This is a genomic window from Gilliamella sp. Nev6-6 (assembly GCF_001690605.1).
Lineage (GTDB): Bacteria > Pseudomonadota > Gammaproteobacteria > Enterobacterales > Orbaceae > Gilliamella > Gilliamella apicola_C.
In genome coordinates this window covers 48,361-71,790 of the sequence record NZ_LZHP01000013.1, presented here as the reverse complement: position 1 = coordinate 71,790, position 23,430 = coordinate 48,361, and the positions used below count along the sequence as shown (strand labels likewise).

Annotated in this window: 16 protein-coding genes, 2 tRNA genes and 2 pseudogenes; 8 read left to right on the top strand and 12 right to left on the bottom strand. The window is 34.8% G+C overall.

Annotated elements, in window-relative coordinates:
• Window positions 1-349: 349 nt before the first annotated feature.
• From A9G42_RS01525 to A9G42_RS14210, 4 genes and pseudogenes are all read right to left on the bottom strand, one after another.
• Window positions 350-1,597: a restriction endonuclease subunit S gene (locus A9G42_RS01525; protein WP_065652441.1), complete on the bottom strand. Its 1,248-nt coding sequence runs from the start codon at window positions 1,595-1,597 to the stop codon at window positions 350-352.
• Entirely contained in the window at window positions 1,590-3,230 is a 1,641-nt protein-coding gene (locus A9G42_RS01520) for an HsdM family class I SAM-dependent methyltransferase (RefSeq protein WP_065652440.1), read from the bottom strand. Before A9G42_RS01520 ends, A9G42_RS01525 begins: the two co-directional genes overlap by 8 nt.
• Complete coding sequence (locus A9G42_RS01515) at window positions 3,224-6,331, bottom strand: type I restriction endonuclease subunit R (RefSeq protein ID WP_065652439.1); 3,108 nt, start codon at window positions 6,329-6,331, stop codon at window positions 3,224-3,226. Before A9G42_RS01515 ends, A9G42_RS01520 begins: the two co-directional genes overlap by 7 nt.
• Window positions 6,332-6,474: 143 nt before the next feature.
• Window positions 6,475-6,597: pseudogene (locus A9G42_RS14210) on the bottom strand (IS481 family transposase); the annotation flags it as partial.
• Between the two features lie 72 nt (window positions 6,598-6,669).
• Between A9G42_RS14210 and A9G42_RS01510 the strand changes: the two are divergent.
• Window positions 6,670-7,643: pseudogene (locus tag A9G42_RS01510) on the top strand (IS3 family transposase).
• A 9-nt stretch (window positions 7,644-7,652) separates the two neighbouring features.
• On the opposite strand, the gene A9G42_RS01505 reads toward A9G42_RS01510, so the two are convergent.
• Genes A9G42_RS01505 through A9G42_RS01495 form a run of 3 tightly spaced genes read right to left on the bottom strand, consistent with a single transcriptional unit; the run spans window position 7,653 to window position 9,306 of the window.
• Entirely contained in the window at window positions 7,653-7,958 is a 306-nt protein-coding gene (locus A9G42_RS01505) for a hypothetical protein (RefSeq protein WP_065652438.1), read from the bottom strand.
• Window positions 7,943-9,013 carry a DNA-3-methyladenine glycosylase 2 gene (locus A9G42_RS01500; protein WP_065652437.1) on the bottom strand — a complete coding sequence of 357 codons (1,071 nt, stop codon included), beginning with the start codon at window positions 9,011-9,013 and terminating at the stop codon, window positions 7,943-7,945. Before A9G42_RS01500 ends, A9G42_RS01505 begins: the two co-directional genes overlap by 16 nt.
• Window positions 9,014-9,033: 20 nt before the next feature.
• A complete protein-coding gene (locus A9G42_RS01495; RefSeq protein WP_065652436.1) occupies window positions 9,034-9,306 on the bottom strand; it encodes an Ada metal-binding domain-containing protein in 273 nt (90 codons plus the stop codon).
• A 479-nt stretch (window positions 9,307-9,785) separates the two neighbouring features.
• Between A9G42_RS01495 and proA the strand changes: the two genes are divergently transcribed.
• Window positions 9,786-11,039 carry a glutamate-5-semialdehyde dehydrogenase gene (gene proA / locus A9G42_RS01490; RefSeq protein ID WP_065652435.1) on the top strand — a complete coding sequence of 418 codons (1,254 nt, stop codon included), beginning with the start codon at window positions 9,786-9,788 and terminating at the stop codon, window positions 11,037-11,039.
• 571 nt (window positions 11,040-11,610) lie between these two features.
• Here proA and A9G42_RS01485 read toward each other — a convergent pair.
• Entirely contained in the window at window positions 11,611-11,943 is a 333-nt protein-coding gene (locus tag A9G42_RS01485) for a DMT family transporter (RefSeq protein WP_065568194.1), read from the bottom strand.
• Between the two features lie 519 nt (window positions 11,944-12,462).
• Between A9G42_RS01485 and A9G42_RS01480 the strand changes: the two genes are divergently transcribed.
• From A9G42_RS01480 to A9G42_RS01465, 4 genes are all read left to right on the top strand, one after another.
• Complete coding sequence (locus tag A9G42_RS01480) at window positions 12,463-13,305, top strand: Rossmann-like and DUF2520 domain-containing protein (protein WP_065652434.1); 843 nt, start codon at window positions 12,463-12,465, stop codon at window positions 13,303-13,305.
• Window positions 13,302-14,156, top strand: coding sequence for a 3-methyl-2-oxobutanoate hydroxymethyltransferase (gene panB / locus A9G42_RS01475; protein WP_065652433.1), 855 nt, complete (start codon window positions 13,302-13,304; stop codon window positions 14,154-14,156). The genes A9G42_RS01480 and panB overlap by 4 nt, the downstream gene beginning before the upstream one ends.
• A 5-nt stretch (window positions 14,157-14,161) precedes the next feature.
• Window positions 14,162-15,010, top strand: a complete 849-nt coding sequence (panC, locus tag A9G42_RS01470; protein ID WP_065652432.1) for a pantoate--beta-alanine ligase — start codon at window positions 14,162-14,164, stop codon at window positions 15,008-15,010.
• Between the two features lie 200 nt (window positions 15,011-15,210).
• Window positions 15,211-18,069, top strand: a complete 2,859-nt coding sequence (locus A9G42_RS01465) for a valine--tRNA ligase (protein ID WP_065652431.1) — start codon at window positions 15,211-15,213, stop codon at window positions 18,067-18,069.
• A 51-nt stretch (window positions 18,070-18,120) separates the two neighbouring features.
• On the opposite strand, the gene A9G42_RS01460 is transcribed toward A9G42_RS01465, so the two are convergent.
• Entirely contained in the window at window positions 18,121-18,792 is a 672-nt protein-coding gene (locus A9G42_RS01460) for an OmpW family outer membrane protein (protein ID WP_065580373.1), read from the bottom strand.
• A gap of 288 nt (window positions 18,793-19,080) precedes the next feature.
• On the opposite strand from A9G42_RS01460, the gene A9G42_RS01455 reads away from it, so the two are divergent.
• Window positions 19,081-19,156, top strand: a tRNA-Lys gene (locus tag A9G42_RS01455).
• 656 nt (window positions 19,157-19,812) lie between these two features.
• On the opposite strand, the gene recQ is transcribed toward A9G42_RS01455, so the two are convergent.
• Entirely contained in the window at window positions 19,813-21,642 is a 1,830-nt protein-coding gene (gene recQ, locus A9G42_RS01450; RefSeq protein WP_065652430.1) for a DNA helicase RecQ, read from the bottom strand.
• 279 nt (window positions 21,643-21,921) lie between these two features.
• On the opposite strand from recQ, the gene A9G42_RS01445 reads away from it, so the two are divergent.
• Window positions 21,922-21,998: transfer RNA gene (locus A9G42_RS01445), tRNA-Val, on the top strand.
• A 406-nt stretch (window positions 21,999-22,404) separates the two neighbouring features.
• On the opposite strand, the gene A9G42_RS01440 is transcribed toward A9G42_RS01445, so the two are convergent.
• Both A9G42_RS01440 and A9G42_RS01435 read right to left on the bottom strand, forming a co-directional pair.
• Window positions 22,405-22,719, bottom strand: coding sequence for a hypothetical protein (locus tag A9G42_RS01440; RefSeq protein WP_065580376.1), 315 nt, complete (start codon window positions 22,717-22,719; stop codon window positions 22,405-22,407).
• Complete coding sequence (locus A9G42_RS01435) at window positions 22,716-23,096, bottom strand: endonuclease (protein WP_065652429.1); 381 nt, start codon at window positions 23,094-23,096, stop codon at window positions 22,716-22,718. Before A9G42_RS01435 ends, A9G42_RS01440 begins: the two co-directional genes overlap by 4 nt.
• Between the last annotated feature and the right edge of the window lie 334 nt (window positions 23,097-23,430).

Below are 23,430 nucleotides of genomic sequence, written 5' to 3'. Positions count from 1 at the left end.
CTGGAATACACAAGAATTTAGATGCTAATAAATAACTTATCTAAACACTAAATCAGTATTGAACAGCTTAGATTGCAATTTAATCACTATATGGATTGGTTTAATTACAATAGACTTCATTTGCCTTTAGATTATCAGCCGTTAATTAAAAATAAAGTGAACCTATGGCCTTATCTTTTTGGCACTAAAAAGAGTAGGGCATACCAAGATGATTCGTAACACTCTGTAAGTGACGTTTAGGACAACGAGGGTTGGTTATCAAGACAAGGATTAGGTTTAGTCAATCGTTATAATTTTCACATTGGTGGCTTTAAAAAAGCTCGCTTTAGCCAAACTAAAGCGAGTTCTATTATTTAACGGTGACTTGGCCGTTCATTAGCATGGGGAGGAGGAAGTCTCTTAATTGAATAAGGTTTTCACTTTCTTGCTCTAGTACTGCTATTTTATTTATAAGCGGGCTTACAAAATTTTTAAATTTTGCTTGGATATGAATATCAGGGAGAGCTAAATTAAAATTTTCTAAAAATGATTTATTAAGTTCAACTTGACCTGTTGAGCCATTAGCAGCCGACTCAATTAAATATTGAAACCGACATAGTGTCCAAATTAGATATTCTGGATAAATATTAACAGGATTAGCACGAACGATTGTAATATGAGAGTCAACAGTTGTTTTTGGCTCTAAAAGCCGTTTAACGAATGCAACTCTTCCTAAAGTTCCAACTCCTGTAGAATTGATGACGATATCATTTATAATTAATAGCCTTTCATCATTATCTGATAATATATTTGCATATCGCCTAGCCTCTTCAAATAAGATTCTTTGATCTCTAATACATTTTTGATTAAGAACACAAGCCCCACCTTTATCTGTATATTTTGGAGATATCCCTCTTCTAATTAAAGTGGTAACCGAAAGTAATTTTTTATCCTCCCACCCCTCAGGTATTTCACGCTTTAGGATGGTGTTATAAACCATTTTACCGCCTGAGCTTTTATAGGGCTTGCCCTCTTCATTAGGAAAATCAAATTGCACAAACCAGTAGTCATATAAGGTTTTTGTCATGGCTTCTAATTCAGCATTAATGCGATTGTTTAGTTCGATTTTTTTATCTAAAGCTGATAATACGCTAGCTATACTGCATTGAGATGCATAGTTGGGAATATCAATTTCCATTAAATCAAAAGATTTGATATTTATTGTATCAAATACAGATCCTTGACTTTTCTTTTTAAGGTTATGAATATAGTTTTTCAAAACATAATATAAAAAATCGTTATCAATTAACCCTTTTTTACCCCTTAAACCGAAACATGATTGATTGAAACACATTGGTTTACCTATTTGAGCAAGTACACCAACAGTTCCTCTTGCCGAAATAATAACATCGCCCTTGTTTAATAACTTTGTATTACTTTCTTTTAATGCTAACTCTGTAATTTTTTTTTCGGAATTATAGACAAATCGGTTTCCGTTATTAAAATCATTAATGGATAACCAGTCAATATTTCCACCACTCCAGTATTTTGCCTCACTCGTTTTAGGAGTGCCCCCACTTATAATGTCAATAACATCAGATAAAATAACACTAGCCATTATATTTCAACCCTGCCAACTGCTTTTTAATTTCTTCTTCTAAAGCTTGAGATTCTTTAAACAGCTCTTCTAGATTTTGAGTATAGCCTTGCATTTTGGCGGCGAATTCTTCTGGTGTGATATCCACGTACTCAATTTTCACATCAAAATATTGCCCGGCACTTAAGGAGTAGTTTTTATTGATAATTTCCTCATAGCTCACCACCACTGAAAAATCCTCGTGCGCTTGTTTTTGATTAAAGGCATAGATAATTTGCTGTTCTTCTGCTGGAGTAAGTACGGTTTTTTGGTTTTTGCCGTCTTTTACTTTTTCACCAAGATTGGAGGCATCAATCAAAACCACCTGATCTTTATTGGTGGCATTAATAAACACAATAGAGACATTGGTGCCTGTGGTGGCAAAAATATTGCTAGGCATAGAGACAACGCCTGCTAGCATTTTGTTATTCACCAAATACTCACGGATTTTTTTATCAATGCCTGATTGTGCGGTAATAAAGCCGGTGGGGACTACTACTGCCGCTTTACCTGTGGGTTTTAAGGAAGTGATAATATGCTGTAAGAACAATTGGTAAATTTCCATTTTGTCCTTATCCTTGGCTTTGATTTTTGGAATGCCAGCAAAAAAGCGCTCTTTATTGGCTTTTGTATCTAACTCTTTTTGATAATCGCTAAAATCTAGCTTAAAAGGTGGATTAGATACAATATAGTCAAATTGTTTTAAGTGGCCACCTTCTTTATGGTAAGGGTGTAAGATGGTATTACCTTGTATCACATTTGGAATAGAATGCACGAGGCCATTCAAAATTAAGTTTAAGCGTAATAGATTAGATGACTTTTGTGAAATATCTTGGGTAAAGATGCTGCATCTTGCTTCACCAATAGCATGGGCGACGTTCATTAATAAAGTGCCCGATCCCGCCGAAGGATCATAACAGCTGACATTATTTACTTTGCCTCGTTGCTCAACAGGCACGAGCACTGCCGCCATAATACGAGCGACGGCATGGGGGGTGTAATATTCAGCATATTTACCGCCACTATTGCTGTTATAGTCTTTGATAAGGTATTCAAAAATAGTGGCGTAAAAGTCAAAGCCTTTTGAGAAGATATGCTCAAAGCTAAAGTCTACCAGCTTATTGATGATAGCACGGCAAAAGTCATCTTTTTTGCTGTCATCGGCAATAAAGTTGCTGATGCGGTCAAACAAAACCACCTTAGCGCCGCCTTCCGTTTTAATGGAGAATACGTCGGTATTGCTACTGGCAATATCGATTAGCGTGTCATCAAAAGTTTTAGCAAAATCTTCTTGATTTTGGTTGTTAAATAAATAGCCAATAAAATGTACTGGCTGTAGGTGCGCAACCCCTGCGGGTAAACTCAACAGGAGCATTTCGTACTGTTCATGCTCCATTGATGTCAATACTTCTTCCCACTTATCGCTTTTAGCTATGTGAGGTTGTATTTTTTTTACCGCCGAGGCAAATTGGTCGTTTAAAAATTTATAGAGAAAAGCTTGGGTGATGATTTTAAATTCGTTGCCATCGTTACCTAAGCCATAGTTAGCACAAATAGCTTTTAGATCGTCAATTAACTTTCTAGTTTGTTCTTGAAAGGCGAGTTCAACTACCACTGAGGAGCTCCGTTAGTAAATTCTTTAAGGTATTCTTTAACCACCAGCTTATTAATATAACAAGAGGTAGTAGGATTTAATTTAATCTGTTGCTGCGTCATAAATTGCTTAATAACCGTTGGCATAGTAATTCGTTTAAAGTACCCTTCATTGTTTAGAAGTTGTAAGTTTTGTAATACTTGCTCGTCGGTATCGTGTTTTACACCATTTAGTGCTTCGAAAATTTTACGTTCATTGGCGCTTATTTTGTTTTTTTCTGTTAAGCGTTTATGAATGCGAGCGTATTTTACATCACCTGAGTATTTTTGACGAAGCAAATTATTTTCTCTATTTAATACTTTGACACGCTCATAAATTTTATTGAGTATTTCTGTATTGGTTTTCATTTCTTCTTGGGTGGTTGCACTCAAGTTCTTTTTCTTAAATAGCCGTTCCAGCTCTTCTTTTAGTGTGATAAATTTTGGGTCGTCTTGATCAAAATTATTGTTTAGCGCCTCACGGGTGCGTCTGAGTGTTTGCTGATAATCATCTGCCAGTTGCAGTTCTTCTTCCCCCACTTTAATAAATTCAAAGAGAATATCTTCTAAGGCAATATTTAAAATATTGGTGGTCTCTGTGCCTTTTTCTAGGTTCTCTTTTAAGTTGAGCAGATTAAGCCGATTAGTCGCCTCACGATAAAGCAGATTTAGTTTATTAAAATCGAGTTGATCTAAGAAGCTAGATTCCCCTTGTAGGCGAATAAGGTTGTGTAGGCTCTTGGCATTAGCTAAGGCTTTTTTAAGAACTAAAATTGTTTCACGATCGTCTATTTCATTAATTTGCTGTGAAAAAATTTCAGCATTGGTGATATCGTATTTAAATAGCGTATCTTTAATCTGTTCAATTTCTTGCTGGATTTCTTCTTGCGATTTAAACAGTTGTGAATAACTTTCTATTTCATCACCCAGCTCGTCTTGTAGCTCTTTGAAATAGGCTTTATTGGTATCATCAAACTCTTTGCGAATATCGGCAAAATCAACTACATAGCCATAACGAAAATCTTTATAAGGCCGATTTACTCGCGTTAGGGCTTGCAGGAGGTTGTGGGTACGTATTACACGACCTAAATAGAGTTTTTTTAATCGTCTGGCATCAAAACCTGTTAATAGCATGTTAAATACAAAGAGTAGATCTATTTTGCCGGCTTTAAAGTCTTCAACCCAGTCTTTACGCTGTTGTTTTGTGCCTACGTCGTGCAAAATTAACGCGGCTGTTTTAACTTCGTTATCTTGCTTACGTTTGACAGCGTAGTTTGTGATTGGTTCCGCCACTTTCAATTGAGTTAGTTCGTTATCATTGGCCGCTACTTGGTTAATTTGCTGGTTGTTTTTTGGGTAACGATCATTAAATAGCTTAAAGAGTTGCTTGGCTTGTTCCGCACTGTCGCAGATGACCATTGCACCGATGGTAGACTCAGCGAGAGCGCCTCTGCTTTTTTGAAAGTCAGCAATAATATAATCCAGCATAGGATCGACAAAGCTAGGGTGGGCATAAATAAATTTTTTATCCACATCCCCTTGTTGAATTTCTGCTTCCTCTAAGGCTTTTTGTAAGGCCATTTTGTAGTGAGTGGCGATTTCTTCACGAATCAATCTTAAGGTGTAACCATCGGCAATAGAGGCGTTATAATAGTATTTATGAATATAATCGCCAAATAATTGGCGCGAGTTATAGTCTGTACCCAATAATGGCGTACCTGTTAAACCGATTTTAATCGCATTGCGATCAGATTGCTCTAGATTGGCTAAAAAGCTACCTTTGGGGTTATAACTGCGGTGTACTTCATCTAAAAAATACACCCGTTGGATACTGACATCGTAATCACTTGTTGAAACAACATCGGGATCATCTTTAAATTTTTGAATATTGACCACTGTTATTTCAGGTTTACCGGTATTATTATGAATCGCTTTAGTAGCTTTAATATCTTGACTAAATGCCTCGCGCGAATCGATGGTATAAACTGTTAAGCCTCGGCAAGTAAATTCGCGCTGTGCTTGAGTGAGCAGATCGATTCGATCCACAATAAAATAAAATTTAGGAATAATCTGCTTTTGCTGAAAATAATCGGTTAAAAACCGAACGTTATAGTAGGCTAGCGCGGTTTTACCACTGCCTTGAGTATGCCAGATAATGCCTTTTTTAATCCCTTCATTAAGCTTATATTCAATCGCTTTTGTTGAAAAAATTTGCGGATAACGCATTATGTGCTTTTCAAGCCCTTGTGTTTCTGCCACATAAGTAAGCGCATAGCGTAAAATAAAAGCTAATCTGTCTTTACTTAATAATGAGGTACAAATACGGTTCGTTGGTCTAAGCTCATTTTTATTGAGCTTAAACTCCTCACTGCTTCGCAGAGTTTCCTTGTTATTATCTTTGAGAATTTCTAGCACTTTTTGTTCATCAAGTGGCTTAGAAAGCTCAGGTAAAATTAGTGTTTGTTCTTCTCTAAAGTAGTTGAAAATAGGCTCACCATAAGAAGCACTGGCATAAAATGCGCCTTGTAGTGGTTGAACGGCGCCATCTTCATACTCCATGTTATTAGAAAAGATCATAAACTGGGTTATATTCACAAATCGCTTAAATTTTTTATTTTGGAAGCGCTTGTTGATTCGATCACGTTCGGCTAATATTCCTTCAGGATTATTGGGTTTTTTCACCTCAATAAAGACTAACGGCATACCATTAATTAATAATGTTATATCAGGTCTAAACTCTTCATCACCATTTTTATAGGTTAGCTCTGTTACTACGTGAAAGCTATTGTTATTAAAATGCTCAAAATCAATGAGTTTTGTACCTGAGCGAGCAGTTAATTTCTCATAAAAGGCTTTACCTAAATCCTCATTGTCTAAGCTTAGCTTTACTTCCTCCAACAATCGTCCAACATCATCTTGCTCTAAATGAGGGTTGATTTTTGTAACCGCTTGACGGAATAACTCAGGGAAAATATTTGTGTTAATATCCCATTGTTGTGTTTTGAGCGATAAATAATGATACCCCAAACGAACCAAATGCATAATGGTTGGTATTTTTACGCGTGTATCTTCATTGAATGCCATGGCTAATCCCAATTTTTTGTAGTAGTCAAGACCAGATTTTACAATAACCCCTACTGATAATGGTTTCAGTAGGGTATTAGCTAGTCTGAATTGTTATCAAGTAATGTTTAAACAAGTGCTATTACTTGACGTGTTTCTCCTTAATAAGTTCGATTATTATTGTAATAATCTAACCATTCGTCCAGATCTTTTTGTAATTCCTCTAAGCTAATATCTAGCTTTTTCTTAAAAACGGCCTAATGAAACATTTGTATAATGATTTTATGTAATTATCCCCTAAAATAGTACAGCTAAAAAGTAGAAAATTCTCTATGATAAAAGTAAAAGAGGATTCAATTATGAAAAAAACTGAACATCAAATCGTAGCTATTTTAAAAGAAGCAGAGGCAGGTATTCCTGTTAAAGAGTTGTGCCGTAAATAGGGCATGGGTAATTCAACACTGAGCTTAAAATCACAGCTTCAGGAAGAAATCATAAAAAAGTTTTAGTGCCCACCAAGGCACGTAAAACGTGGGCACAGCAACTACAAAAAAATCATTCAGTCACTATTACGATGAGTTGTGCCATTGTTGGTTTAAGCCGTTGTGCTTACTATTACCAACCTAAGTTTCAGGATGATTCCGTGATTATTTCGGTGTTGAATACTGTCACAGACCGGCATTTACGCTGGGGCTTTCCTAAATGTTTTAATCGTATCAGAAAGCTCGGCTATCAATGGGATCATAAACGGGTATATCGGGTGTATTGTGAATTAAAGCTTAATCTCAGGGTAAAGCGTAAAAAACGCATTCCTCCACGATGCCTAGAAAGGTTATTAGTCCCCAATAAACAAGGTGAATGTTGGTCAATGGATTTTATGAGTGACAGTAGTCGTAATCAACGTCGCTTTAGGACATTCAATGTCATCGATGACTTTAATCGTGAGGCGTTAGGGATTGATATTGCAGTAAGCTTACCCGCAGGAAGGATTACCCGTTACTTAGATAAACTGGCCGAATATCATGGGTATCCATTAAAAATGCGGGTCGATAATGGGCCAGAATTTACAGGGAAAGCCTTTATAAACTGGGCTAAATCACATGATATAACCATTGATTATATCCAGCCCAGTAGCCCATATCAAAATGGCTATATTGAACGATTTAATCGTACCTATCGCACTGAGGTACTTGATTTATATCTATTTAATAATCTAGAACAAGCAAGAAAGGTAACCGAAGAATGGCTAACGATTTATAACACCGAAAGACCGCATGAGGCACTAAATAACATGACACCGCTCGAATATAAAACGTTAAAACAGGCTGCTTAATTTTCTACGTTAATAGTGTACTAAGTTTGGGGTATTTACACCAAAAGGAATTTTGAGTAATTCATCGTAGACAGTGGACGAAAAGCGTGTTCCCTGAGATATGAAAGGAAGACAAAAAGTGGTTAGTTTTTTAGAAAAATAGAGTATTAATTGCTGTTTACATAATTCAGTGATTTTGTTTTTATTAATTTCTGATGCTGTGTTAGAAAACATTACTTCAATGATATGTTCATTTGTAGCAACTATATTTGCAAAATGCCAAGGAAATGATTCTGGGCATGTAAGTTGATCAAAATACATCACAAATTGTTCCATAAATGAATACTCAAATAGCTTCTCCACGGTGCAGCACTATCACTATTTCGAAGCTCATATTTATCGAGCGCTTTTTTTATACCTAAATCTGTTTCCATCCAAATATCTGAAGCATTCATTCCTCTTAACTTTATATAATTGATAGTCCACGGACCAATACCTTTTACTTGGCTCAAACTATCGATATGTGAATTTATATCGTAATTGCAGCACCACTGAGAAAATGCAAATAATGTATTTTTTTTGGATTGAGTTGTTTTCATTCTGTCTAACCCAGACGCTGTAATTTCTTTTGGGCAGGGAAAGTAATGATTTGCTTGTTCATCTTTTTTGTGAAAAATAGAAACAAATTGATTTAGTAAATTGGTCGCCGCGGAAACAGAGACTTGTTGACCACATATAGCTCGAATTCCTGCTTCATATGGCGAAAGAACACCAGGAATATGCAACCCTTTATTTTTTATTATAGATGGATATAAATTTTTAAGCCGATCTTCAATAAAATTAATATTTGAATTCAAATCAAACATGGCTGAAATTTTTCTTAAGACTTCTGCCATTTTGGGTAGAAATGACCTAGATAAAGTTATAATAAAAACACGATCTTCGCACTTGATTTCAAAGTAGCCTTTGATATTTTCAATTTCTATTGTGCGTCGATAGACTCTACCTTCGATACTTTCGATGTTGCTAATAAGCCTTTTTGATTGAAATGTGAGAAAAAAATCCCAATTGTAAAAATTTATATAAGGTATTTTTAAATCAATTGTTAGTTTCGCTCCATCCTTAGTTTTACTAAGTAATTTTCGAACTGGAACTTTCAAAAATCGATTAATCAGGTTATAAAGGCCACTAACGCAACTATATCCACACGCTTCTGATATTTCAACAATACTTAAATTTGATGAGTATAACAGTTTTTTCGCAAATAATGCTTTTGTCATATCTTGAAACTGTTTTAAAGGTATTCCTAAGTTTTTTGTAAACGCTTTATTTAGATTTCTACTGGAAGTAAATAAGGCTGATGCAATATCTTCTACACTAGATGTCAGCATTTCTCCTGATTGGATCAACTTTATAGCTTGTTGCGTAAATATAGAGTAACGAGAAAGCTCGTTAAAATTGGCGAGAATTCGGGTTTACAACGAAAACACGGGCGATAACCTGCGCTAAGGGCTTCTTCTTTGGATAAGTAGTAGGTAACATTTTTTTCCAGTGGTAGTTTTGCAGGACAAATTGTTCGACAAAATATTTTTGTTGTTTTAACAGCAATAAATACTTTGCCATCAAACCGAGGATCTCTGCTTATACGAGCTTGCCTAAATACCTCTGTTGTATATTTTTCCATTAGGAATACCCAAATTTAATCAAGTAAGCCATCATATCACCATTGTGTTTGAATATTTTTCCAAAAATCGGAATTCAATGTTAATTACAATAAATTTAGTGATTTTTCTGGCAAAATTTAATTAAAGAAAGGGGGGTATTAAATATAAACTTTCATATGTCTCAATGTAGGCGACTTTATCATTTATAACATGTTGATTTAGTATAAATAAATTGAAATAAAAACTTTAATAAAATCAATTGGTTTTCTGAACAACTTTTTGAGGTGAAAATGTTTGCTTTTATAACTGTGGTTTATTTCAATATTATATTAACAGCTATGCCCGTGTTTTATTTAAGAAATTAAACCTATAATTTAGATAGGCTAAAAAATACTGCTCGTAAATAAATTTTTATAGATTAGAATGATATAGCTAATAAAATACAATCATTTAAAAAATGAAGTGATGCAAACAATAATATAACTTAATGGTGATAACAATGTTACAACAAATGGGTAAAGCTGCAAAACTGGCATCATACCAATTAGCCCAATGTCCAATAACAATCAAAAATAAAGTATTGACGATGATTGCTGATTTATTAGAACAGCACTGCACAGCTATTTTACTTGCAAATGAGCGTGATATTGAAATAGCAAAAACACAGGAACTGAGCGCGGCTATTATTGATCGATTATTATTAACCCCTGAGCGGTTAATGGCTATTGCTAATGATGTTCGCAAAGTGGTTTCATTAACCGATCCCATTGGCCAAATTATTGATGGTGCAACCTTAGATAGTGGTTTAAAGCTACAACGTCGCCGAGTGCCTTTAGGGGTGATTGGCGTTATTTATGAGGCTCGGCCAAACGTCACCATTGATATTGCTACGCTTTGCTTAAAAACGGGTAATGCAGCAATATTGCGAGGTGGAAAAGAGACCATGCACACAAATGCTGTGACTATTTCTATCATTCAGCAGGCATTAGATCAAGCGGGATTACCTAAAGCAGCAATACAATGTATTGATAATCCTGATCGCAAATACATTACTGAATTACTTAAACTCGACCAATATGTTGATATGATCATTCCACGTGGAGGCGCTGCCTTACATAAATTATGCCGTGAACATTCAACAATTCCTGTTATTACTGGTGGTATTGGTGTCTGCCATATTTTTGTTGATGAGAGCGCTGACTATGATAAAGCCCTTTCTATTATCGTAAATGCTAAAACTCAACGACCAAGTACGTGTAATACGCTTGAAACGCTTCTTGTTCATCGAAACATTGCAGATAAATTCTTACCTAAATTCAGTCAAATTATGGCTGATAATGATGTTGTGTTGCATGCTGATCCAAATTCTTATGAAATATTAAAATCTTGTGTTGCAAATGTTTTTGCTGTTGAAGATCAGCACTTACGCCAAGAATGGCTATCAAAAGATTTAAATGTAGTCATTGTTGACTCACTTGAACTCGCCGTAGAACATATTCGTGAATATGGTAGCGGTCATTCCGAGGCCATTTTAACCCGTAATTTATCTAATGCACAGCAATTCACTAATTTGGTTGATGCGGCAGCAGTTTATGTCAATGCTTCAACACGTTTTACCGATGGTGGACAGTTTGGCTTAGGCGCTGAAGTGGCTGTCAGCACACAGAAATTACATGCACGAGGACCAATGGGGCTTGAAGCTTTAACTACTTATAAATGGGTTGGTTATGGCGATGATTTAATCCGCCGATGATTAAAGTACCGTTTTTAATTATTTCAACTTAATTTGACATCTAAGTTTTTATAATTAAGATATTTTATAATCTAAGAATAGAGTTAAAAATGAATAAAACGATAAAAATTATCAAACTTCAATTGGGCTTTTTAGGACCTGATCTAACTTAATTTTAGTCGATATCTTTGTTAACTCACTATTGCCGTTTACTTGCAAATTAAATGGGTGATAAATTAAATGTAAATATTTTTTACATAATGATAATATGCCATAATGTGTCAAATGGCTAATAATGTTGGGTAATCGTTTAAGATCATTTTATATACGTATAATTCAAGCATAATAGAAGCATTGCTGGTTTATTCATTATTTGTATATCCAATTACAAAATATTTTGTAATTTATGCCTAAATTAATAATCTTGCTAAAACTGTGAATTGTATTTTAGGTTTATTTAAAACGACTTTTGATTATAAAAGCGTTTTAAAAAACGATTAATAACGCAATTTATAGCATTAGCTGAATAAAATACTTCAATATTTTGTTTAAGCTAATGCTATTTTTAATAAAAAATCATCATATTTAGATGTTAATGTCCCGCAACTTTCGAGAATAAATTAATAATCACTACACCAAACATGATAAATCCCATGCCTATTAGTGCTGCTAAATCTAAGGTTTGTTTTAGAAAGATCCACGCAATTAAACTGATTAATACAATGCCGATTCCAGACCAAATCGCATAGGCAATACCAACAGGAATGGTTTTTAATGCTAATGAAAGAAGATAAAACGATGCACTATAGCCAATAATAGTAATAATTGAGAACATCAAATTAGTGAAGCCATTTGATAGTTTCAATGAAGATGTAGCTATTACTTCACAAATAATTGCAAAAAATAGTAATAAATATGAATTCATATAAGTGCCTATGATTGTTAAGTTAAGAAGATAATGATCTAAAGTTAATAGATATAATTAATATTTTTCGGTGTTTTGTTTTTACATCATTAATTATGAATAAAAGGTAAAATAGATAGCTATTAATACTTGAAATGGAAGATGCTTATGGTGGTATGAGGGGTTCTTAACAATAGCCAACTGAGTATGATCAGTTATTTTAGCCCTCGTATCCACTATATACAAAAAACAGTAACTATCTCTATACAATTATTATACCTAAAAATAAGGCGCTTAGTAGTTTTTTGTAATGTTAAATATTTGCATATAAACATCGTAATATGATTAAATATCTTTTTTATCGGAGGACTTGTTTTTCTGTACTTAAATTGCAAATAAATTTCTGTTTTTTTGTGGTTTTGTCTCTACTTGATATTAAGAATACTGCAACCAATTTTATTTGTTATCAATAGTTAAATTGATTGAATATCAAACCGATTGGGCTATAATGCGATAATTATTAAACAATTTATAGTGATAATGATTATTGGTTTTATTGGTGCAGGTAAAGTAGGATGTACACTAGCAAAGCATTTTACTTTATGTGGCATAAAGGTAGCGGGATTTTATAGTCGAACCTATGCTCACACACAAGAGGCGAGCGATTTTACGCAAAGCCAAGCATATTCAACTTTAGTTGATTTAGTTAATGACTGTAATTGCTTATTGCTCACAGTGCCCGATGACCAAATAACTAATGTTTGGCAAGATCTTTGTCTGTTGCCTATTACTAATAAATGGATTGGTCACTGTAGTGGTTTGCTTACATCGCATATCTTTATCAATAATCAATCTGTTCATCCTTTTGCTTTTTCTTTACACCCCTTGTATGCCATATATGATCGGTTTGATTGTTATCATGCCATGCCGAAAGTTTTTTTTACGTTAGAAGCTAATAACAACGTGATTTTTCAGCTACAAAAGCGTTTAAGCCTATTAAAAAATCCTATCGCGATCCTTTCAGCCAAGAAAAAGCATCTTTATCATGCCGCTTGTGTTATGTTAAGTAATCAGGTTATTGCTTTAGCACAAGTTGGGACTAGCTTACTGGCTCAAAGTGGATTAGACAAAGAATTTACTGAACAGGCTTGGCACGCTTTATTTCTAGATAATGCTAATGCGGTTTGCCGTGTGGGGGGTATTGGAGCCTTAACTGGGCCTGTTGAGCGAGGAGATGTTGAAACAATTAAACAACATTTAAATGCTTTGCCAACCGAATATAAGTCTATTTATCAACAATTATCCGCTATTTTACTTAGAATGAGTCGAACAAAGCATCCAAATAAGGATTATCGACAATTAGAATTGGAGTTGTTATCTTGAAAAATACTATTGTTACTTTACAAAAGCGTAAACAAAATCGTCAGAAAATTACCATGTTGACGGCGTATGATTATACGACAGCCAAATTGATGGACGAAAGTGGCGTGGATTGTTTATTAGTTGGTGATTCTTTAGGTATGGTTATGCTTGGCTACGATAGCACCGTATCGGTTACGATGGATGATATGATCCACCACTCAAAAGCGGTCGCAAGAGCAGCAAAATCCGCATTTGTTGTTACAGATTTACCTTTTATGTCTTACCACACCTCGGTTTACGATGCTGTTTTAAATGCGGGTCGTTTGATTAAAGAAGGTCAAGCGCAAGCGGTTAAGCTTGAAGGCGGGCAAGCATTTTGTGAGCATATCAAAATGATTACGCAAGCTTCGATTCCTGTTTTTGCACATATAGGATTAATGCCTCAATCCGTGCTTGCTTTAGGGGGATATAAAGTTCAAGGCAAGGATTATCAAGAGGCTAAAAATATTGTTCTTGATGCATTAGCGGTTGAGCAAGCCGGCGCTGTAGCCATTTTATTAGAGTGTGTGCCGGCTGATTTAGCAAAAATTATCTCAGAGTTAGTAAGCATACCTACCATTGGTATTGGTGCTGGTGTGAATTGTGATGGGCAAGTGCTTGTTTATCAAGATATGTTATCCATGTATGATGGCATATCATCAAAATTTGTAAAATCTTTTGGGTCAATCGGCGATCAAATGAAACAAGCTTTTAAACAGTATTGTCAAGAAGTCAATAAACAACAGTTCCCAGAGGCAATTCATGAGTTCGCCATTGATAACGACATTATAGAAAAACTTAAACTTGAATTTACTGTTAACAAAAAGGGTTAATACAAATGAATGTTGTAACGACAATAAAACAAGTGCGAGAACAAGTTAAAATTTGGCGACAAGCAGGTTATAGTATTGGTCTTGTTCCAACAATGGGATTTTTGCACGAAGGTCATCAAAGTTTAATGGCTGCGGCTAAAAAAGATAACCAAAAAGTAATTGTGACCGTATTTGTTAACCCTATACAATTTGGTCCGTCAGAAGATCTAGATAGTTACCCACGCGATTTAGAACGAGATAAAATAGCTTGTGAGCAAATGGGCGTTGATTTGATTTTTCATCCAACGGCAAGTGAAATGTATATGCCTAATTTTAGTAGCTATGTTGATGTGAATAACTTAACAGATGCGTTATGTGGAAAAAGGCGCCCAGGACATTTTAAAGGTGTATGTACGGTTGTTACCAAATTATTTAATATTACTCAACCCGATCGCGCCTATTTTGGGCAGAAAGATGCACAACAATTAGCTGTCATTAAACGGATGGTCAGTGATCTAAATTTCGATATTGATATTATCGGTTGCCCGATTGTGCGCGAAGCAGATGGTTTGGCTAAAAGCTCACGTAATAGCTATTTATCTGAAAATGAACGTAAGGCTGCTGTTTGTCTTTATCAAGCAATTGAATGCGCTAAAAAAATGATAAAGCAGGGCGAAAAGTCAGTAACAGTTATTAAGAAAGCAATGGATGATGTTATTTCCAACCAACCTTTGGCTAAAATTGACTATATTGAATTTGTCGATCTAGCATCATTAGCATCGATTAATATGCTTGCCAAAGATAGTTTATGTGCCTTGGCGGTTTATATTGGTAAAACACGATTAATTGATAATTTTATTTACCAACAGCAATAATTGTAGACAAAATTATGAATGACAATTATGAAAATACCGCTTAATAGTCAGCGGTATTTTTTTGTAATTCATTCTCTGTTAAAAATTCTTAAAAAGCAGATTAAATCCGTGAGTTTATTGTTATGCCAATTTATTGTTTGGCTATTTTACTGTAGAATAGCAACCATTTTATGCTTTAAATCAGGATTTGTGCATTTATTATGAAAAATACAACTTATAATCCACACGAAATTGAACAACCTATTTATAAACATTGGGAAGAAAGCGGTTATTTCAAACCCAATGGTGACAAGTCTCAACCAAGTTATTGTATTGCTATTCCACCGCCAAATGTAACGGGTAGTTTACATATGGGGCATGCGTTTCAACAAACTATTATGGATGCTTTAATTCGCTATCATCGTATGCAAGGCAATAACACTTTGTGGCAATCGGGTACTGATCATGCTGGTATTGCAACGCAAATGGTGGTTGAGCGGAAAATTGCCGCTGAAGAGAATAAAACGCGGCATGATTATGGGCGTGATGCATTTATCGAAAAAATTTGGCAATGGAAAGCAGAGTCTGGAGGAAGCATTACCAAGCAGATGCGACGTTTGGGCGATTCGGTTGATTGGGATCGTGAACGATTCACAATGGATGAAGGTTTGTCAAATGCAGTTAAAGAAGTCTTTGTCCAATTATACCAAGAAAATTTAATCTACCGCGGTAAACGTTTAGTCAATTGGGATCCCAAATTGCGTACAGCAATCTCAGATCTTGAAGTTGAAAATCGTGAGGTTAAAGGTTCAATGTGGCATCTACGTTATCCATTAGCTGATGGCGTAAAAACAGCTGAAGGTAAAGATTATTTAGTTGTTGCTACAACCCGTCCTGAAACTTTATTGGGGGACACCGGTGTTGCTGTTAATCCTGAAGATCCGCGTTATAAGGATCTGATTGGTAAATTTGTTGTATTACCATTTGTTAATCGTCGTATACCGATTATTGGAGATGAGCATGCCGATATGACTAAAGGTACTGGTTGCGTAAAAATCACGCCAGCTCATGACTTTAATGACTATGAAGTAGGGCGACGCCACAAATTACCAATGATAAATATCTTAACTTTTGATGGTCATATTGGTGAGCAAGCTCAAGTATTTGATACTAATGGCGAGCCAAGCGAAGCATATGAAACAACAATTCCAGCTCAGTTCCAAAACTTAGAGCGCTTTGCCGCACGTAAAGCGATTGTGGCAGAATGTGAATCACAGGGTATTTTAGACAAAATTGAGCCACATGATTTAACCGTTCCATATGGCGATCGTGGTGGTGTTGTTATTGAGCCTATGCTAACCGATCAATGGTATGTACGTGCTAAAGTGCTTGCAGAGCCTGCCATTGAAGCGGTAAAAAATGGCGATATTCAATTTGTGCCAAAACAGTATGAAAATATGTACTTTTCTTGGATGAATGACATTCAAGATTGGTGTATTTCTCGACAATTATGGTGGGGACACCGTATTCCCGCTTGGTATGATAAACAAGGAAATGTTTATGTCGGGCGAGATGAAACGGAAGTGCGTCGAGAAAATAACCTTGCTGATGATATTGAGCTTAACCAAGACGAAGATGTGCTTGATACTTGGTTCTCTTCAGCGCTTTGGACATTTTCAACATTAGGCTGGCCGAATAAGACTGATGATTTAGCCACGTTCCACCCAACTAATGTTTTAGTTACTGGCTTTGATATTATTTTCTTTTGGGTTGCGCGAATGATCATGATGACTATGCACTTTATTAAAGATAAAGATGGCAAGCCACAGGTTCCATTTAAAACGGTTTATGTAACTGGATTAATTCGTGATGAAGAAGGGCAAAAAATGTCAAAATCTAAAGGAAATGTTATCGATCCTTTAGATATGATTGATGGCATCTCACTACCAGAACTATTAGAAAAGCGTACTGGCAACATGATGCAACCTCAATTAGCGGAAAAAATCGCTAAACGCACTCAAAAACAATTTCCTAATGGTATAGAAGCTCACGGCACGGATGCACTACGTTTTACTTTAGCCGCATTAGCTTCAACAGGACGAGATATCAATTGGGATCTAAAACGCTTGGAAGGTTATCGCAACTTCTGTAACAAGCTTTGGAATGCTAGCCGTTATGTATTGATGAATACAGAAGGGCATGATTGTGGATTTAATGGTGGCGATTTTGACTACTCTCTAGCGGATAAATGGATTTTGGCTGAATTTAATCAAACAGTTAAGGCTTATTGTGAAGCTTTTGATACTTATCGTTTCGATTTAGCTGCTAACATTCTATATGAGTTCACGTGGAACCAATTCTGTGACTGGTATTTAGAGCTAACAAAATCTATTTTAGCCCATGGTGAATCTTCACAGCAACGCGCGGCTCGTCACACCTTAGTTACTGTTTTAGAGGCTTTGCTGCGTCTTGCTCATCCTATTATTCCATTTATTACTGAAGAAATTTGGCAAAATGTAAAAGGATTAATGAAAATCAAAGCTGATACTATCATGTTACAGCCAATGCCTGCTTGTGATAAACAGCATTTAAATAATGAAGCTGTTGCCGATATCAATTGGATTAAAGATGTTGTTATTGCGGTTCGTAACATTCGTGCTGAAATGAATATTGCACCAAGCAAACCTTTGCAATTATTAATTCGCAAAGCAACACCAACGGTGCACCGAATCATTAGCGATAATATTAGCTTTATTGAATCACTCGCTAGATTATCTGAAATAGTATTATTAGATGAAGGTGAAAGTGGACCATTATCGGTAACAAAATTAGTAGATGGTGCAGAATTATTAATGCCGATGGCGGGATTAATTAATAAAGAAGATGAACTTGCTCGTTTAGAGAAAGAAATTGCTCGCATTGAAGGTGAAATTACTCGCATTACTAATAAATTATCTAATGCAAGCTTTGTTGACAAGGCTCCCGCAGCAGTTGTTGCCAAAGAGAAAGAAAAACAACAAGGTTATATTGATGATAAAGCAAAACTGCAAGAGCAGTATGCTGCAATAAAAAATCTCTAATCTTTGTAATTAAAAACCTCTCAGATGAGAGGTTTTTTATGCGTTATTAAATTAAAATTTATAGCCCACACCAATCATTGCAACCCATGGATCAAGTTTATAATTAGCTGTAACTTTAGTATTGCCTAAATGAGTAGTTGCTTTAGTTTCAATATCAATATAACGGATCTGAGCATTAATAAGCCAATTATTATTAAAGGTATAATCTGTACCGACTTGTGCAGCCCATCCCCAAGAACTATCAAGATCTAAACCATGAAATCCTGCATTTTTAGCTTCTCTACTAAGTTTTTCATCAAAAAAGAACGTGTAATTTATGCCTAATCCAACATAGGGTTGTAACTCATATTGTGAATCAAGTGGATACCAAACAGCGCTTAATGTAGGTGGCAAATGTTTGATTTTACCAAGATGAGCGCCAGAAAGCCCTGTTGAATTTCCCCCTCCTAATTTAACTTGGTGGCTAAATGGGGTTGCAGCTAATAATTCAACACCGATATTATCTGTAACCATATATTGAAAGTTTAATCCAAGCTGAGTGTCGTTATCCGCTTTTGCTTTTAGATCAGTTTTTGCTCCGCCTACTTTGACATGATCACTTTTATCTTGAGGGTGAACATAAACAGGTCCACCTCGGATAATAATTTCATTTGCAGTATGTGCATAAGCAGTTGAACTTGCTAACCCCATTGAAATCACCATAGCTACCGATGATATTTTCATTCTTTGCCTCCTTATTTATAATTTATGACATAAAATCTTGTTGAAGCACTAAAAACAATAACAATCTAAATTATTTTCATAAAAGCTGTATTAAATTTTAATTGCTAAGGGTAGTAACTATTAACCAATGAGAAATTAAAGTTCAATAGAGTAATTATATTGTTTTAATCATCTTATCATATTAAATTTGATATTTTTGAGATTTATCTCAAATTGTTAATAAATAAAATTGATTAGTAATTTGCAATGTTGGTTAAATTTATATAGAATACCTATATAAATTCTTGTGGGTTGTTAGCTCAGTCGGTAGAGCAGTTGACTCTTAATCAATTGGTCGCGGGTTCGATCCCCTCACAACCCACCATTTATTTTTCCAGTCAGTTATCCAATCATAGAATAAAGCATTGCTCTTCAATCTGATAAAATTTAACTAGATAGCTTGTTGTAAATAACCGACCTTGCCTCTGTAATTCGCTATTCAATTAGCATGTGGAAAACCAATTATTGACATTTTTATTATTACTCGCAATTGGATGTTATGTAATAAATCATCTTTACGGTGAAATGGTATAGATTCCTGAATCTTTTTTACACAATGTATTAAACATGACCATATATTGAATATAATACACAAAGATAATGTAATTTGCGGTGAGAATAGTATAAGGTAGCTCTAGCTCGCTATGACTACTCATCACCGCTTTTTGCTATAATCATTGCGCTGATTGTTGCTTCGCTGTGATATTTGTTATGACCGAAATACTCAGCCATTTTGCTTTAAGAGCCGTTTCGATGGTCAATTTATTTGAAAAGATATTCACTCATCCAAGTCAATTGGGGGAGTATCTTGTTAGCTAACTTAGTTACTAACTATTTTAATCTTTTGGTTTTCATTTTCATTTACTTATTTTTATGCACTACAATACGCTAAAAAATAAGCAAATACATAAAATTATTTATAGGGTCAAATAAATCAAAATTCTCTAAAGATGGTTATTATATGTAATTGATAAAAAATTATTACATGTTTTTTATCATAAATTCCTTTATTTCATCTAAGAACAAATTACCATATTTTTCCAATTTGATTTTACCTACACCAGTAATATTAATTAGCTGTTTTTTACTTGCTGGTGTGGTTTGAACCATTTCAAGCAATGTCGCATCACTAAAAACAATATATGGAGGGATATCCTCTGCGTCAGCAATATTTTTTCGCAATCGCTTAAGGTTACCAAATAAAATTCGTTCTTCGTAAGATAAAATTGTTGTTAAATTAATTGCTCTAGCATATCGATTTATACGGCTTTTCTTAACGATTTCTAAACGAGGTTTAGCCAAAGATAGCGGTATTTCGCCTCTAAGTATTGAACGCGCTTTTTGCGTTAACTGTAGTGTTGTATAAGTTGATATGTTTTGGCATAAATATCCCAAATAAATGAGCTGCCTAATAACGCTGTGCCAATAAGCTGATGAATGCTGCTTGCCAATTCCATAAACTGATAATTTATCATGACCACTTTCTTTAATTTGGGAACGCCCAGATCCACGTAAAACATCAATAATATATTGAGCACCGTAATGTTGCCCAATACGGTAAGTGCAAGATAAAACTTTTTGTGCATCAACTAAACCATCATAATGTTCAGGTGGATATAAACAAACATCGCAGTTATTACAAGGCTCTGTTCGATCCTCACCAAAATAATTAAGCAACACAATTCGGCGACAAGTCAAACTTTGTGCAAATGCTTCCATGGCATTTATTTTATGTTGTTCAACGTCTTTATGTTGACCATCCATTTTTTCGTTAATTTGTCGATAATACCAATCTAAGTCTTTTTTATTAAACAATAGTACCGCTTCAGCCGGCACACCATCTCGTCCTGCTCGCCCCGTTTCTTGATAATACGCTTCGATAGTTCTAGGGCAATCTGCATGAATAACGAACCTCACGTTGGGTTTATTGATTCCCATTCCAAATGCAACGGTGGCAACAATAATTTGAACATCATCTTTTAAAAAGGATTCTTGGGCTTGTTGGCGTTCATTATTCGTCAACCCAGCATGATACGCTGCAACTGAAAAACCGCGGGCAGCAAGTCTTGTGGTCATATCTTCGACTTTAGAACGGCTTGAACAATAAATGATTCCACTATTACCATTTTGTGTTTCAATAAACGAGACAATTTGTTCGGTTTGATTAAATTTTTCAACCACCGTATAACGAATATTAGGTCGATCAAAGCTTCTTACTATAACTAACGGATCGATCAAATTAAGTTGATGAATAATATCAGCTTGAGTCATTTTGTCGGCGGTTGCCGTCAATGCAACAATTGGCACTTTTGGAAAACGAGATGAAAGCTGACCTAATTGACGATAATCTGGTCTAAAATCATGTCCCCATTGTGAAATACAATGCGCTTCATCAATGGCGATTAATGAAGGTGGATGTTCATCTATTAATGTTGAAAAAGAGTATACAGCCAACCTTTCTGGTGAAACATATAATAGCTTTATTGAATGATTTAAATATTTAGCTAGTACTTCTTGTTGTTCGGTTTGTGATTGTGATGCATTAAGATATGCAGCAGCAATACCGTTGGCTGATAATTGATCAACCTGATCTTTCATCAAGGAAATTAATGGGGAAATAACTATTGCTGTTCCTGATAACAAAACTGCGGGAATTTGATAACATAAAGATTTTCCCCCGCCAGTTGGTATAATTGTTAAAGTATCACGTCCATCGATAATAGATTCAATAATTTCCCTTTGTTGGTTTCTAAATGATTTATAACCAAATACATTTTGCAACACATCTTCAATCTGATCTTTTATCGACATACAATCCTAAACATGTAACACCTACGTAAAGAAGCGAGTATAGCTAAATTAATTTAAACAAACCACCCAGAATTTTCATAAATTTACAATTGTTCGCAAAAATAAAAAAATACTAATAAAAGGCTTCATAAATGGTAATACAAAGTTTTTTTCAATTTCAAAGTAAATAATGTTTATTATATAGTCAATATTGTTCAACAGCTTAAAAAAACAGCTATTTTTTATTTTTTTACTTGATACAAAGCAATTTGCCAGTTAATATTTGCGTGTTTCAAATATACGCCCGTAGCTCAGTTGGTTAGAGCATCACCTTGACATGGTGGGGGTCAGTGGTTCGAGTCCACCCGGGCGTACCATTCTAAAGCCTTATCTAGAAAGTCTTTAAAGTGATTACCTTGAATTCAGATTTTATTAGTAGGGTAAAATAGATACCATTAAATAGCCCTTTAAATGCTAACAATTTCAAAATAAACGAATTTCCACATGAAAAAATTTCAATAAAATCGGCGATTGTTATGACTGATTTTTGCTTGAATTTTGAGTTTTATTTTGGTGAAAGGAATGGGTCTTATTTTCAATAATTGACTTAACTCGTTTCCAGTTTAATAACATTCTACCTGCTTACTTCCCTAATTTTTTCATAAAGTTAAATCGCTCTTTAGTCTAATGCTGTTTATTATGATGTGTATATAGCATTGCTGTCGATTTGGTATTGAGTGAATTACTCAAAATCTAGGCACAAAAAAACGCAGTCAAGCGACTTCATTTTTTCTTTTTAAAATTCTTAGAAGTGTATATTTCGTATTTTTTGAATTTCTCGTTCACTGGCTTGTTTTTTTTGCTAGAACGCACTCCATTTTGCTTTAATTTGTCTTGCTCATCCTTTGGTTTGTCACTCTCTTCTAATAGAAAATTGACCATAATAAAACAGATATAAATCAAAGCAAAAAAAGATACACCACCGATCAACCTAATTGCATCAGGATCTGAACCACGATACGTTATATTATGGATTACTGCCGCATCTACAATTTGCGACCAAAAAATAATTAAAAATAATACGATTAACTTTTTCATTGTGTACATCGCCCAGTAACAAACTTGTTATCATTACCCTGCACTTTTGCTATATGCGCATTACGTTTACACTCTAAATTTTCAGGTGCATACATTTTATTCCAAGCCATTATTAGCTTCTTTTCTTGATTAGATAAATTGGTTTTATATTTATCAGACATGTAAAGATAGCTGCGTGCTATCATTCCACGAATTTCGTCACGTGGCTGGAATATGCAAGCTTTAAAATCCACAGCACTTTTACACTTTTCATACTGATTAAATACTTTAGTGAATAGCGAATAACGATAATTAGACCTATCGCCATTCACTTCACTAATAGCCGCTTGAAAGTTATGTATATCACTTGCTATTTGATTGACACGCTTTACGTCCACCTGCTTGCCAGCATGTTAAGTGTCTACCAAAATTTTCGGCAGGTATAACATGGTCCCACTCAATTCATTCAGCTATAGCCTGATTTTTCTTGTATGGTATCCACATTTGTCAAAATCAACAACACATTTTTATCTATCCACGAAAATTCTCACCTGTAATAAAATGTAGTTTGATCCGGGTTTGATTTATATAATTTAGTTAAATGTGTTTTAGCTGAATTAAAGTTCTGTGCTGAATAAACCAATAATAGAGTAAATAAAAGTAAGATAGCTATTTTCCCCATAATATCCATTTGAAATAAATCCAATAACTGTAAAAATTTAATATGTTATA

Excerpts from the sequence above, each read along its gene's own strand:
- A9G42_RS01525 (WP_065652441.1), bottom strand. The coding sequence starts at position 1,597 with ATGGCTAGTGTTATTTTATCTGATGTTATTGACATTATAAGTGGGGGC.
- A9G42_RS01515 (WP_065652439.1), bottom strand. The coding sequence starts at position 6,331 with ATGGCATTCAATGAAGATACACGCGTAAAAATACCAACCATTATGCAT.
- A9G42_RS01505 (WP_065652438.1), bottom strand. The coding sequence starts at position 7,958 with ATGGAACAATTTGTGATGTATTTTGATCAACTTACATGCCCAGAATCA.
- A9G42_RS01500 (WP_065652437.1), bottom strand. The coding sequence starts at position 9,013 with ATGCTGACATCTAGTGTAGAAGATATTGCATCAGCCTTATTTACTTCC.
- A9G42_RS01495 (WP_065652436.1), bottom strand. The coding sequence starts at position 9,306 with ATGGAAAAATATACAACAGAGGTATTTAGGCAAGCTCGTATAAGCAGA.
- proA (WP_065652435.1), top strand. The coding sequence starts at position 9,786 with ATGTTACAACAAATGGGTAAAGCTGCAAAACTGGCATCATACCAATTA.
- A9G42_RS01485 (WP_065568194.1), bottom strand. The coding sequence starts at position 11,943 with ATGAATTCATATTTATTACTATTTTTTGCAATTATTTGTGAAGTAATA.
- A9G42_RS01480 (WP_065652434.1), top strand. The coding sequence starts at position 12,463 with ATGATTATTGGTTTTATTGGTGCAGGTAAAGTAGGATGTACACTAGCA.
- panC (WP_065652432.1), top strand. The coding sequence starts at position 14,162 with ATGAATGTTGTAACGACAATAAAACAAGTGCGAGAACAAGTTAAAATT.
- A9G42_RS01465 (WP_065652431.1), top strand. The coding sequence starts at position 15,211 with ATGAAAAATACAACTTATAATCCACACGAAATTGAACAACCTATTTAT.
- A9G42_RS01460 (WP_065580373.1), bottom strand. The coding sequence starts at position 18,792 with ATGAAAATATCATCGGTAGCTATGGTGATTTCAATGGGGTTAGCAAGT.
- recQ (WP_065652430.1), bottom strand. The coding sequence starts at position 21,642 with ATGTCGATAAAAGATCAGATTGAAGATGTGTTGCAAAATGTATTTGGT.
- A9G42_RS01440 (WP_065580376.1), bottom strand. The coding sequence starts at position 22,719 with ATGAAAAAGTTAATCGTATTATTTTTAATTATTTTTTGGTCGCAAATT.